Origin of the sequence: Rickettsia parkeri (assembly GCF_051427245.1) — a bacterium.
GTDB classification, from domain to species: domain Bacteria; phylum Pseudomonadota; class Alphaproteobacteria; order Rickettsiales; family Rickettsiaceae; genus Rickettsia; species Rickettsia rickettsii.
This window is the reverse complement of the sequence record NZ_CP195774.1, coordinates 242,676-257,228: the sequence shown is the minus strand read 5'-3', so window position 1 is coordinate 257,228 and position 14,553 is coordinate 242,676. Positions and strand designations below refer to the sequence as shown.

The following is a 14,553-nucleotide window of genomic DNA, read 5'->3' as shown; positions in this document are numbered from 1 at the left end:
CGGGATCCAGTCCTTTTTAATTTTTTTTGGATCCCATAATAAATCACGGGATGACAGAGTGAAATATTAGTCCGTATTTAACTCATTATATAGGTAATTAACCCAATTATCCGGAGGACCTTGGTGTTGTTCAAGTATTTTTTTATAAATATCCATTTCCTCCTGTCTGCTTGATAAAATACGGACAACTCCTATTAAAGCGGCAATACTTAATTCAGAAGCTATCGATTCATTATCCTTACTAATTAAGAACATTCTTGCAGAAAGTGTTAGCTGTGATAATTTTCGTATTTCCGGCTTGCTTAAACCTAAAATTTTATCTAAATCTTCTATTTTAACGTCAGACGGTAGAATAATTTTAGTATTAATTAAATCAAGCCAAGGTTTTATAGTATATTTTGGATATGACTTAAGATAAATAAAATTGAAATTACTGACGAAAATACCGTTATTTTGAGACAAATTATTATAGATTAAATTTATATTATCATAATAAATCTCAGGTCTGTAAAGTTTATCAAAATTATCGGCAGCAAATATTTTAGGTTTTGTGCCAACTAGACTTAAATGATAAGTAAAAGCATAAATTACTGCTGCACTAATACTTTGGTGTTTCTTTAAATTATTATTAAATTGTTCTAAAAATTTTCTCTCCGTCGGGTAAAATTGTTTAGAAAACGGCTCATCAGAAAGTTTATATAAATTAAACCCTATAACTTTCCCTTCTTCAATGTTAAGAGACGATCCGTCAAATAATCCGGAATATAATTGTTCTTCGGTAAAAACTTTAAGTTTATCAAGTATTTGTATTCCTCCTTCCTCCTTAAAATCTTCTAATTTTAAAATATCGGAAAAAATACGTTTTTCTTTTTCAATTGATAAAATTTTATTTTTTAATTTCTCTAGAAAGGATATCTCTATTTCGCTAAGAGGTGAAATATAATGACCACTGATTAATTTTAAAAATTCTAAAATGAATGCTTGTGATTTTTCTGTATCATCTACTAAAAATGGATTGATAATTTGTTTGTCCGGTTCTAACCATTTGCCTTCTATTGCCTCGATAAAAATTTTAGAATCATTATTATTAGAGATATAAATTATTGTTGGATCGTATTTAGTCGATTCTGATATTAAAAAGTTCAATAATACGGTTTTGCCGGTTTTCCCCGTACCAAAGATGCAAGTATTACCTTTATTCGTTTTATCATGAAAATTCATGAAATATGGAGTACCTTTCTCGGTTCGCAGTAAAGTTATAGCCTTACCCCAAGGATTATATTGATTACCGAGTGTAGTATTATGAAGAGCGGTAAGAGAAGCAATATGCTCTACGGATAATGGCGACATTCTACGTATAAAGGCAAAGTTAGCAGGTAATTGCGACCAAAATATTTGCTCAATATTAATATCTTCTTTTACATGAATAATACCAAGTTTAAAAAGTTCGGTTGATGCTTTAGCTACGGCTGCATCTAGTTTATTTTCATCTTCTTCTATAACGGCAATTGAAATTTGCTGATTACAAAATTGAAAATCTAAATTAGCTGCATCAAGCTTATTAATCCCTTTGTGATTAAGTAAAGTTGAGTCGTTAGTAATTTTTAGAATATAATCTTGACCACGCAATTTGGATATTACTTGTTTTTTGCTAACAAAGTAAAATATTTCAGTTATTATTAATTCAATCGGTAACTGTAAAAATTTATCCAGTGTATTAGAAGGAGTTTCATGATATTCTTTTATAGATAGTAAAGAAACGAATTTATTATTTTTCTCATGATCCGTAACTACCATTTTATCGCTGCTAATTTTATAAATACTTCTACCTATTGCATCGGATAAATCTATTATAGGTACCAAACAATCATTATTATTAAGGTTAGCTATGCGATTATATAAAAATAAAGGATTAGAAAAAACATTATCATTTTCAAATGTTATACCGAGTTTTTCAGCACTGAATTCGTTTAAATCATTTAAAATATTATTAGTGATATTGTCTAATTTTTGAAAAGCTGAATCTAAGTACTTATTTTCAAAATCAGTAATTAATTTATGAGATAAAGAATTTATTAAAGAGTTAAAATTTGTGATGTTAACTTTAGCAGAATCATGTACTATAGATATATATAAAGTATTAACGAATTTATCATTCCAATGGTTTTTTCTTTGCCATAAGGTATGAATATTTGCCGGTAATAATTTTTTGTAAGGAGTTGAATCGTCTAAGTTTTGTTTTTCTCGTATTGTATGTAGCCAAAAAGCAAAATCATAATCGGTTATATTCTTTTTTATAGAAACTCTAACCATTTCACGTAAATTTTGTATGTTATCGCTTATTTTCTCTGAGGTAATGCCGTGTATTTTGATAATTTGTAGTAATTTACCGTCTTTGGTAAGTAAAGTATTTTCATTATAATGACATGCTATAGGTATAAAATTAGGAGCATTATAATTATATATATCTTTATCAAATTTTCGTAAACCACTAAACACAAATAACCTGAATTTAAATTATCGTTTTGTATACTCGTTCAACTTGAAAAATTGGCTACGTCGTCTTTGTAAGTCCTCGGATGCTCACGTATTAAGTATACGCTCCGCCCCTCGGCTTACAGACTCCTTGCTCTTTTCCAAGTTGAACTTCGTATAATAACTCTTCATTTCACAGGAGTATATACTAATGAACTTTGCCTGCGTGGATGCTAGAGGCGTCATTGCGAGCAGCCGTAGGTCTCTACTCGATGTCATTCCCGCGAAAGCGGGAATGACATAAGAGCCATGCAACAAAGCCAATTTAACAACAACTAGAAACTTTATATTTAATAAACAATTATTCACTATAGGCAATGATTTTTTGTAATCCTCCCATGTAATTTATCAAGACATCCGGTATAGTTATTGATCCATCTTCATTCTGATAATTTTCAAGTATTGCAACCATAGTTCTTCCGATAGGTAATCCTGAAGCATTTAAAGTATGAACTAAGGTAGTTTCGTTACTGCCGAATTCTTTATATCTTGCTTTCATTCTACGTGCTTGAAAATCTCCACAATTAGAACAGCTAGCAATTTCGCGATATTGCTTTTGTCCCGGAAGCCATACTTCTATATCATAGGTTTTTTTTGCCGCAAATCCCATATCTCCGGTGCAAAGTAACATAACACGATAAGGAAGATTCAGTTTTTGTAAAATAGTCTCTGATGCATTAGTTATATATTCATGCTCATTTGTTGATTCTTCAGGGGTAGTAATAGATACTAGCTCAACTTTACCGAACTGATGTAATCTAATCATACCTCTTGTATCTCTACCGCTACTACCTGCTTCTGATCTAAAGCACGGGGTGTAAGCAACATAACGTATCGGTAATTTTTCTCTTGGTATAATAGTATCGGCGACCATATTTACTAAAGATACTTCTGCGGTTGGAATTAGTCTGTAACCATTGGTTGTTGCAAAAGACTCTTCGGCAAATTTAGGTAGTTGTCCTGCATTATACATAGCATTATCTCGAACTAATACCGGAGGTGATATCTCAAAGAAATCCCACTCTTTAGTATGAACATCAATCATAAAATTAATTAAAGCACGTTCTAGCTTTGCTAAATCACCTTTTAACGTTACAAATCTAGTTCCAGAAATTTTAGCAGTTTGTTCAAAATCCATTAAATTTAATTTTATACCTAGTTCAAAATGCTTTTTATTCAAAGCATTTGGATTTGTCTCTCCGTAAGTACGAACTAATTTATTCATACTTTCATCCATTCCGTAAGGTACTTCTTCGTCCGGAATATTAGGAAACATATTTAATAGTTCATTTAATTCGTTATTATTATTTAGATCCTGTTCAAGTGCTTCCAACTTCTCATTTATATGTTTGACATCTCTTTGTAACCCTTCAAATTCTTCGCCGCTTTTAGAGGCCATATTACCTAAAATCTTTGATTTTACATTACGTGCATGCTGAAATTCTTGAATTAAACTCGTAATTTTTCTTTTCTCTCCGTCGAGCATAGCAATTTTACTAGACATAGGTTCAATAAATCTTTGGCTAAGCTTTTCATCGAACAATTCTTTATTTTTTCTAATCCATTTGATATTTAACATTTAGTGTCCTCAGTTTTTCTATAAAATTACATATCATTATTGAAGTTTCATATAATAAAAGTAGCGGTATTGCAAGAGCAAACTGGCTTAAAATGTCAGGAGGCGTTAATATTCCTGCAATAATAAAGTTAATTACCACGGCAATGCATCTTTTTTGCTTAAGTGTTTGTACCTTAACTATTTTTAGTATATTTAATATCATTATCACAACTGGCAGTTGAAAGGCGACTCCAAAAGCAATAATTAAATGAATAACTAAATTTAGATACTCGCTAATTCTTGCTTCCAAAACTATCGGTACGATCATATCACGTTTTTCAAAACTAAGAAAAAAATTCCAAGCTTTCGGCATTACAAAGTAAAAAACAAAAATACTACCGCACCAAAATAAAATAGGCGACATAAAAAGAATAAAAGCGATAATTTTTTTTTCATGGCGGTGTAACCCGGGACTGATAAATAAATAACACTCCAAAGCAATTATAGGTATAATAATAGTAAAAGCAGTAAAAGCTGCAAGTTTAATATAGGTAAAAAATGCTTCTGTAAGCCCTGTATAAATTATATTTCGTACCGTATCACCGCTTAGCTTAGCAAGCGGTTTTAATAAAACACTATAAATATTGTCGCTAAAATAATAGCAAATAGCAAATATAATTATAAAAGCAGTAAATATTCTAAGAAGCCTTATTTTTAATTCTAATAAATGTTCTTGAAAACTATATAGTTTCATAAAAATTCTGACTCTTCATTTCGCAGAAATATATATCAATATTATAAACTTTTTTTAATAATTGTCATATCTTTTTAGAAATATTCACAAAGCCTAGTTTCTTTCTATATATTTTATAAAATATCGGGATAAATAACATGCTAAACAGAGTATTACCTAAAAAGAATACAGGCCAAGTAAGATATTTTGCACAAATACCGCCAAGGCTAGCTAGAATAATACGGCTAAGCGAGCTAAAAGATGCAATAATAGAATATTGTGTGGCAACAAATTCACTATTGCAAAGGCTAGCAAAATAGATAGAGATAATAGTTCCTGCAAAGCCTGCACAAAAATTTTGTACTGTAACAGTTATTATAAATGTCTTTATATCATAGCCGATAGTAGCAAGAATCATAAACATAAGAGGTGACAATAATTGAATAACTCCACCAATTAAGACACTATGAAATATACCCATTTTTGCAGCTAAAACGCCGCTTAAAGCTCCTCCGACGATCATGATTAGTAACCCGTAAGCTTTGTAAATAACGGCAATTTCATGAGTAGTAAAACTTAAATCGAGCAATAAAGGCGAACTCATAGCCATAGGTATAGAATCCGCAGCCTTATATAAAAAGATAAACAATATAATTAGCAGTAAATATTGCTGTTCATTTTTTAAGGAGATAATACTTTTTTTAATAACTTCAAAATATTGTTGTAATCCTATTAAATGAGTAGTTGTATGGTGTATTTCTTTTGATTGTGGTTCTTTGATACATAAAATTACTATAGGTCCAATTAGAGTAATGAATAGAGCCGATTTATATACTGTATTCCAGCCGAAAATAATTGATGAATATAAAGTACCGACGCTGCCAAGTAACATACCTAAACGAAACCCTATGCTACTAAAGGTAAAAGCCATTGAAAGCTCTTCTTTAGATGTAGGTCTCTCAATTCTATATGCATCAAGTACAATATCTTGTGTAGAACTGCAGGATGAAATAATAAATAAGATAATTGCAGTAATATATAAGTTATTACAAGGGCTTATGTTTAAGAACCCCGTCATCGCTAGGATTAAAAATATTTGTGATACCAATGCCCAGCCACGCCTGTGACCGAATTTAGAACATAAAAAAGGTATAGAGTATTTATCTATAAAAGGTGACCATATGACCTTTAAGCAATACGGAAAGGCAGCTAGTGATATCGAACCTATTATATCAGTGGTGTATTTTGCTTCGGATAATTGATATGGAACTGTAAAAAAAATTAAATTGAACGTCAGACCGGAAATTAAGCCTAAAAGTAAAATACCGATTAAATATGTATGGTTATTTATGTCATTCTTGCATGAATTGATCTTCAACGTCATTGTGAGGAAAAACTGTAAGTTGCGACGAAGCAATCCAGTAAAAAATTCTGATTTACAGAATATTCTATTATTATTTCTGGATTGCCACCACGCTCCTTGCAGTTGTGGCTTTGTTGTATGGCTTGCTTCCACTTCTGTCATCCCGCAAGTTTGTAGCAGGACCCAAATACTAATATTGTTAGTATTTTTAGTTGTTTTCTGGATACCGTGGTCAAGCCATGGTATGACACCGAACACGTTTTTTGAGCCATGCAACAACGCTTTCAGTCGCTCGCAATGACGATTAGGTACACACGCAATAATGCCTTGCAGGAATGACATAAGGGAATGATTAAAAATTTTGTACATGAAATCTAATAGCTTTAAATAGTTACTTAATATTTCATTTTTAGGGAGTAAGGAGCGACTTTAGAAAATATTTTACCGACTACCGGTATTTTAGTTACAATAGTGCTGATTAAGAAAAAGGAAGGAATAACATTTCCTTTAACCATAATTAATTGCTGCTTGGTATCAATATTACCTGTCATAGTAAAATCAAAGAACGGTCCATGTGCTTCCGTATCAAAAATTGTAATTATATTTCCTCTATAATTAAATTTACCGCTCATATCTTCAAATAAAATATGTTTATTATTAGTTATTGAACTAAGAAAACCCGGTAACGAAACAAAGGAAACAAGCCGTGTTAAAAAAGGAGTATCGACTACCGTAAAATGTTTTATAGAAAATTTGCCGTCTAATATTGGCACTATTTCACCTTTTTTTACTTCATATCTTTTTGTATTTAAGTTGATGTTAATTTGACCGTTTTGCATAGTGGTATACATTCCAAGTCCCTTAAGCAATGCTCCGGCATTATCGGATTCAATGAACCATTGTTCAAAAGTTTCCTTAGCAGTAAGCGACATCTTAACTTTTTTATTATCAATATTAGCATTTAGAAAGCCGGAGAAACACCGCACTTTATCACATTTAATTGCTAAATCAAGATTACCTAGAATTATATTATTCTTTAAAAGTATTTTTGATATATTAGTTTTTAAATTAATATTACGTGTAGAATCTCCCGCTTTTTCTAAAAACTGCATCATATTAGCATTTGATAAATCTAATCTGTTTCCATAAAGTGTCGTATTAAGATTATGGTTATCTATGATTATGTTTCCTTTTAAATCCGTATGATTATGTTTAACAGAGGCTAGATTAATATTATAAATATTTTTCTTAATTAAGGCATTACCGTTAATTTTTAGATTATCCTGCCCTGAAAGGTTAAATACAATATTTCTATCGAAATTTTTATCATTTAATTTAGTATATAAATATAAATTGGCTTTTTTATATAATTTTTTATGAATAGATACTTTATCTATATAAAATTCTAAATTATTAAGATTAGAATTAACGGTAATAAAACTCTCATTAGTATGCTGTTTTTTATACTCAAAATTTAAAACGGTGCTGCCTGAAATTAATTTAAATACTCCAAATCTTTGATTATTTGCCGCAATATTGCTTTTTATTTTAAGTAAACACTCATTATTTTTATCCGATATATCATGATCATAAGTAAAGCTGCTTGCATAATTATTAATGTTACCTTTACCGCTAATATTTAGTTTATTATCTTTAAAACTACCTTTGGCTTCACCGTTTTGTAATAGGATATTATTGTCTAAGGTGTTAAAAGAGATATTTGTTAATGTCGACAAAACATTATAGCTATTAGGGATATTGGGGCTAATAGGAATTATTAGCTCTATTATTGAATTTGCCGTTCCTTTGATTTTTTTAAGATCAATATTTTGAGCTTTAATATTTTGATATGCATCATTTGGAACAAAGGCAATTAAGTCATTAATTTCACCTTTAGCAGTAGCATTAAAAACAAATTGTGATTTATCCAGTCCTTCCCATTTGAAAGTCATAATACCGTCTGAAACGACACTTTTACCGCTATATGCTTCATTAATTAGAAATTTTATTTCCGGTCCTGAAATGATTATATTAGTATCAACTTTAGTCAAAGGTGGTAAATCTGTATGATATTTATATTCAAAATTCGAGATATGTAAATTTGCTTTTAAATTATCTTCTACTAAAATATTTTTTTTAAAAAATTTTTTATCTAATTTAATATTTAATTCTCCGTTTTGGATGTAACCTTGTTTTATATGTTCTCGTAAATATGAGATTATAGGATTATCCGGAATGATTTTTTCGACTGTTTGATAAATTATTAAAGGCATATTTGCGGCAGCTGCACTTGCATCGATATTTTTATCGGTTATTATACCGCTTAGTGATAAAAAAGCTTTGTTCCCAAAGGTGAGTTTGCAATTAACAGTCTTTGGATTATATTTAGAATAGGTGGTTTTATATGAGCATAAAGCATTTCCTAGAGGTAAGTCTGCTCCTTGCTCATCAGTTAGGATATCACTTTTTATTGAAGTTAGTCGTATGTCGGTTAGGGAATTTTTTTTAATTATATTTAACGAATAATCACCGGTCGTTGAAGTATTTATAATCTCTTCATCGTTATTTGAAATTACGGAAATTTTATCGATATTAAAATTAGCCTCTATTAACGAATTAGAGAAGAAATTTTTGAAATTAAAGAAAAGATTAAAATCGTTAATTTCTCCTCTAGCATTATCTATAAGACTTAAGGAAATTTTATCTATGGATAATCGGTTTTCTTTAAATTCTAAATTATGTAGTACAGCCTTTATATCATTTTTACTTAAATAAAATTCAATTATTTTTTTCAAAGGTTCATTTAAGTGTCCTTTATTTGCACTATAAACAGTTAGAGTTATAGCCAAAGATAATGAAATCAGAATTATAAAAATACTAATAAAGGTTTTTTTAATAAAATTCATTTGAGCTTGTAAATCTATTGAAATATGATAAAAGCTTTATATACTCGGATAGAACTGCAAAAATTGGCTACGTCATCCTACAAGTACTCCGGTACTCACGTATTAAGTATACGCTCTGTTCCTCGTCTTGTGGACTCCTTGCACTTTTTGAAATTGAGCTTCGTCTATACTACTCTTCATTTATTTGAGGTATACACTTGGAATATAACGTATAATTTAAAAATTTAATATAAAAATCACAAAAAATTATGAATATTACATTTATCGGTAGCGGATATGTGGGATTAGTCTCAGGTATTATTATGGGCTATTTAGGTCATGATGTTACTTGTCTTGATAATGATGAGGTTAAAATATCCAAATTAAATAAGCAAATATTACCGATTTATGAAGCTAAACTTGATGAGTATCTTAAGCAAGCTTTAGAATCTGATAGGTTAAAATTTACAAATATTTATAATAATGAACTTCAAAATGCTGATGCAATATTTATTACGGTCGGTACACCTTCAAAAGGGTTGGGAGAAGCGGATTTAAAATATGTTTATGATGCTATTGATAAAGTTTTCGAGCATATAAATAAAGATTGTTTAATAGTCATAAAATCTACCGTTCCGCCGGGTAGTTGCAGTAATATTATAGCTTATTTAAAATCAAGAGGCTTTTCATTTAATGTTGCTTCTAATCCTGAGTTTTTAAGAGAGGGTAGTGCGGTAGAAGATTTTTTATATCCTGATCGTATAGTTATCGGTGTAAATAATAAAGAATCAGAGGAAATATTGCGAAAAATTTATGCACCTTTACAAGGTGTAAAGTTTGTGGTTACCGATTTAGTGACGAGCGAACTTATTAAATATGCTTCAAATAGTTTCTTAGCTACCAAAATTGCTTTTATTAATGAGATGGCTGATTTATGTGAAAAAATCGGCGGTAATATTAAAGATTTATCTAAAGGTGTAGGACTTGACCAAAGAATCGGTCAAAATTTTTTAAATGCAGGACCTGGTTTTGGCGGTTCGTGCTTTCCAAAAGATATTCTAGCATTAAATAATCTTGTAGAAAATCATCATATAGATTGTAGGATTCTTAAGGCAGTAATTAAAAGTAATAAGCAGCGTCCAAGTAATATGGTAGATAAAATAGCTACTTTGTTAGACGGAGATTTAAAAGGTAAAAATATAGCAATTTTAGGCTTAACATATAAAGCAGGAACAGATGATGTAAGAGCAAGCCCTGCCATCGCAATTGTAAAGATCTTATTAAATAAAGATGTATATGTTAAAGCATTTGATCCTATCGGTCTTGAAAATGCTAAAAAGAATTTGGAACATAAAAATTTGCTATATTTAGATTCAGCAGTTGACGCCTGTAAATCAGTAGATATTATAGTTATTGCAACTGAATGGTCAGAATTTAAAGAACTTAATTGGCAAGAAATTTATGATTTAGTAAAATCGCCGATAATCATTGATTTTAGAAATATACTAGATAATGAAGCAATGAAAAAAATCGGTTTTAGATATTATGCAGTTGGAAGTAAAATTTAGTCTTGTCGTTAAGGCTTCCGATGTTATTCCCGCGTAGGCGGGAATCCAGGGTAAAGCGAGATAAATCGAGCTTTTAAAAAGTTTTAAAGTACTGGATTCCCGCCTACGCGGGAATAACATAAAAAGTCTACGGGAATGACATAAGGAGTCATACAGTAAGACAATAAACTTTAACATTAATTTAAAATGCGACCTGAATTTATTCATTTAAGAACTCAAAGCTCTTATTCTTTTCTAGAAAGTGCATTAACGATTGAGAAGGTAGTAGAACTTGCTTCATCGAATAAAATGCCTGCTATTTGTTTGGCAGATAAGGGAAATTTATTCGGCTCATTAGAGTTTGCATTATGTGCAGTAAAAAAAGGACTGCAGCCGATACACGGAGTTATTCTAAATATAAAATACGATATAGATATTTTTGCTCAAATTTTGCTTATAGCTAAAGATGAAACTGGTTATAAAAATTTACTCAAACTATCAAGCCTTACTTTTACTAAAAATGATCGTAAGATATGCGATCACATTGATTTTGAAGATTTAATCGAATATCAAGAAGGATTAATAGGATTATGCTGTTATACCGACGGTATTGTCGGAAAATGCTTGCTAGCTCGCAACGAGGAGCAAGCGATGCTGTTTGCACGTAAATTACAGGAAATTTTAGGAGATCGTTTTTACTTTGAGATTATGAGACATGAGCTACCGGAAGAACAGTTTATTGAGGATAGTTATATTAGAATTGCTGCCGAGCTTGCTATTCCGCTTGTTGCTACTAATAAAGTTTTGTTTAGTGAGAAAAGCATGCATGATGCACATGATGTATTGTTATGTATATCAGCCGGTGTTACTAAAGAATATCTGGATCGAAAAACAGTTAGCGAAAATTGTTATTTTAGATCACCGCATGAGATGATAGAGCTTTTTTCCGATTTACCTAGTGCCATCCAAAATACCGTGAATTTAAGAGAGCGTTGTTATTTTGCCGCACATGCAAACCCGCCGATGCTGCCTAATTTTGCCACCAAAGATATTAGTGAAACGGATTTAATTAAAAAAGATGCAAAAGAAGGGTTGCTTGCAAGGCTTGCTACAAAGTTTAAATCTGAAAATATTGCGTTAGAGAATCAAGAAGCATTGAAAACCGAATATTTTGCTCGTCTTAATTATGAGCTGGATATTATCTGTAATATGAATTTTGCCGGTTATTTTTTGATTGTATCTGATTTTGTTAAATGGAGTAAAAAAGAGGGTATTTTAGTCGGACCGGGTAGAGGATCGGGAGCAGGCTCGGTTGTTGCTTGGAGCTTGCTTATTACTGATCTCGATCCGATTAAATTTGGCTTATTATTTGAAAGATTTTTAAATCCTGAACGTATTTCAATGCCTGATTTTGATATTGATTTTTGTCAGGAAAGGCGTGAGGAAGTAATTAATTACGTACGTTCCAAATACGGTAATAATAGAGTAGGACAGATTATAACTTTCGGTAAGATGCAGGCAAAGGCTGTAATTAAGGATGTCGCTCGTGTGCTTAGCTTACCTTATAAATTCGCTGATTATCTAACGGAGCTTGTCCCTTTTAGTGCAGTTAATCCAGTTAGCTTAGAACAGGCAATGCGTGAAGTTCCGGAGCTTGCAAATGCCGCTAAAGGTAATGGGCTGTATAATTTAGACGGTGAAGCGGAGTTAATTAAGTTAGTGATTGATACTTCGTTAATTCTTGAGGGGCTGCATAGGCATTCCTCAACTCATGCTGCAGGAATCGTAATAGCAGGTACTGATTTAGTCGATATAGTACCGGTATATAAAGATGCTAACTCCGATATGCTGGTAGTCGGTTATTCTATGAAATATTCCGAGATTGCCGGTTTAATTAAATTTGATTTTTTAGGGCTACAAACCCTAACGGTTATTACCGATTGTAAGAAACTGCTTAAAGAGCAAGGGATAGAAGTAGATTTTAACAATATGACGTTTGATGATAATAAGACTTATCAAATGTTGTGTAAAGGTAAAGGAGTCGGCGTTTTCCAATTTGAAAGTATCGGGATGAAAGATGCACTTAGACGCCTTAAACCTGATTCTATACATGATTTGATAGCTCTTGGTGCGTTATACCGTCCTGGTCCTATGGAAAATATTCCTACCTATATAGCTTGTAAGCATAAATTACAACAGCCTGATTATTTACATGAGCTATTGCAACCAATCTTAGAAGAAACTTACGGAGTGGTGATATATCAGGAGCAGGTACAAAGAATTGCTCAGGTTCTTGCAGGTTATACGCTAGGAGCTGCCGATTTACTTCGGAGAGCAATGGGTAAGAAGATAAAAAAAGAAATGGAGGAGCAGGAAGAAATTTTTGTTAAAGGAGCAATTGCTAATAATATTTCGGAATCTCAAGCTAAATCCATTTTTGCGACCGTGGCTAAATTTGCCGGATACGGTTTTAATAAGGCACATGCTGCGTCTTACGGTGTTATTTCATACCAAACTGCATATCTTAAAGCTAATTATCCTGCTGCATTTTTAGTAGCATGCTTAAATCTTGAATTGAATAATCACGATAAAATTAATTTATTTTTACAAGAAGCAAAAGATAACGGCATAAAAATTATTGCACCTAATATTAATATTTCTGAAGGGTATTTTAGTGTAAAGTTTTCGGACACTGTCATCCCGCATAGCGTAAAGCCTGTCATCCCGCGACTTGATCGTGGTATCCAGGAAATTTCAAAAGATACCGTGGTCAAGCCACGGTGTGACATCGCGGGTGCAATAATCTTCGCCTTAGGTGCTATTAAGGGAGTTACGCCGAATTTCGGTAAGTTAGTAACGGATGAGCGAAAAGCAAGAGGGGCGTTTAAATCAATTACTGATTTTATTGAAAGATTACCCCCAAAATCTATTAACAGTAAATTATTGGAAAATTTAATTAAGTCAGGCTGTTTTGATGAGCTGCATGATAATCGATTGCAATTATTGTCAAGCATTCCAAAATTGCTTTCTTATTCAACTGCATATCACGAAGAGCAGGAATCTAATCAATTTAGCTTAATTAAAGTTTCTAGTTTAAGTCCAACTATTTTAGTATCAAGCGATTATGCCGATAAAAATACTTTAGCCTTTTATGAATTTGAGGCTATGGGTTTATTTATCTCTAATCATCCTCTTACGGAATATCAAGAAATATTTAGTCGTTTAAATATTTTAAATACTGCGGATTTGCATAATAACTTACCTGATGGTACTAACCGAGTAAATCTTGCCGGTGTAATACAAAAAAAGGATTCTCGTATGTCGGCAAGAGGTAGGTTTGTGACGCTCGTGCTTTCCGATCCTGAGAATATCTTTGAACTTAGTATTTTTAGTGAGGAAGTTTTAAAAGATTATGTACATTTACTTGATGTTAAAAGTTTGGTAGTTGTTAATTGTGACATAGTTAAAGATGAGGGAGGAATAAAACTAACGGCAAAAAGCTTTTCATCAATTGAGGATGCAATTAATAATAAACAATTTGAATTACAGTTTTATCCACAAAATCATGAAGAATTACGGCAGATAGTAACCTTGCTTGCAGCTCGTATAAATAATGAAGATCAGAGTAATGCTAAAGCTACAATCTATTTACAAAGCGCAGATGTAAAAAATTTTGTAGCAAAAATTACATTACCTGAAAAATTCTTGCTCCAAGGGCAAGATTTTGAGATTTTAAAAGGATATAGTAAATAGCGTAGTTGTTGAGTGGTTCGGTTTTCCACTGTCATTCCCGCAAGGCATTGTTGTGTGGATATCGGGTCGTCATTGTGAGCAGAGCCATAGGCTGCGTGGCAATCTCATGAAATAATAACAAACTTGAGATTGCGGACGTACAATTACTTCGTAATTTTCCTCGCAATGACGAAAAAACC

The 14,553-nt window shown here is 31.7% G+C and carries 8 protein-coding genes; 2 read left to right on the top strand and 6 right to left on the bottom strand.

Features of this window, described 5'->3' with window-relative positions:
* Positions 1 to 66: 66 nt before the first annotated feature.
* From ACSFFC_RS01535 to ACSFFC_RS01510, 6 genes are all read right to left on the bottom strand, one after another.
* On the bottom strand, positions 67 to 2,499 hold the full coding sequence (locus ACSFFC_RS01535; protein WP_014411078.1) for a VirB4 family type IV secretion/conjugal transfer ATPase: 2,433 nt from the start codon (positions 2,497 to 2,499) through the stop codon (positions 67 to 69).
* A gap of 84 nt (positions 2,500 to 2,583) precedes the next feature.
* On the bottom strand, positions 2,584 to 2,799 hold the full coding sequence (locus ACSFFC_RS01530) for a palindromic element RPE5 domain-containing protein (protein WP_014411077.1): 216 nt from the start codon (positions 2,797 to 2,799) through the stop codon (positions 2,584 to 2,586).
* 37 nt (positions 2,800 to 2,836) lie between these two features.
* Positions 2,837 to 4,114 (bottom strand): serine--tRNA ligase, encoded by a 1,278-nt coding sequence (serS, locus tag ACSFFC_RS01525; RefSeq protein WP_014411076.1) that lies wholly within the window; start codon positions 4,112 to 4,114, stop codon positions 2,837 to 2,839.
* Entirely contained in the window at positions 4,092 to 4,847 is a 756-nt protein-coding gene (tatC, locus tag ACSFFC_RS01520) for a twin-arginine translocase subunit TatC (protein WP_004997372.1), read from the bottom strand. Before tatC ends, serS begins: the two co-directional genes overlap by 23 nt.
* A gap of 64 nt (positions 4,848 to 4,911) precedes the next feature.
* A complete protein-coding gene (locus ACSFFC_RS01515; RefSeq protein ID WP_081497794.1) occupies positions 4,912 to 6,447 on the bottom strand; it encodes an MFS transporter in 1,536 nt (511 codons plus the stop codon).
* 137 nt (positions 6,448 to 6,584) lie between these two features.
* Positions 6,585 to 9,095, bottom strand: a complete 2,511-nt coding sequence (locus tag ACSFFC_RS01510; RefSeq protein WP_014411074.1) for a YhdP family protein — start codon at positions 9,093 to 9,095, stop codon at positions 6,585 to 6,587.
* Between the two features lie 248 nt (positions 9,096 to 9,343).
* On the opposite strand from ACSFFC_RS01510, the gene ACSFFC_RS01505 reads away from it, so the two are divergent.
* Positions 9,344 to 10,642: a UDP-glucose dehydrogenase family protein gene (locus ACSFFC_RS01505; RefSeq protein WP_014411073.1), complete on the top strand. Its 1,299-nt coding sequence runs from the start codon at positions 9,344 to 9,346 to the stop codon at positions 10,640 to 10,642.
* Between the two features lie 186 nt (positions 10,643 to 10,828).
* A complete protein-coding gene (dnaE, locus tag ACSFFC_RS01500; protein WP_014411072.1) occupies positions 10,829 to 14,374 on the top strand; it encodes a DNA polymerase III subunit alpha in 3,546 nt (1,181 codons plus the stop codon).
* Positions 14,375 to 14,553 lie beyond the last annotated feature (179 nt).

Bases quoted from the DNA above. Each gene is read 5' to 3' on its own strand.
- serS (WP_014411076.1), bottom strand. From the start codon at position 4,114: ATGTTAAATATCAAATGGATTAGAAAAAATAAAGAATTGTTCGATGAA.
- tatC (WP_004997372.1), bottom strand. From the start codon at position 4,847: ATGAAACTATATAGTTTTCAAGAACATTTATTAGAATTAAAAATAAGG.
- ACSFFC_RS01510 (WP_014411074.1), bottom strand. From the start codon at position 9,095: ATGAATTTTATTAAAAAAACCTTTATTAGTATTTTTATAATTCTGATT.
- ACSFFC_RS01505 (WP_014411073.1), top strand. From the start codon at position 9,344: ATGAATATTACATTTATCGGTAGCGGATATGTGGGATTAGTCTCAGGT.
- dnaE (WP_014411072.1), top strand. From the start codon at position 10,829: ATGCGACCTGAATTTATTCATTTAAGAACTCAAAGCTCTTATTCTTTT.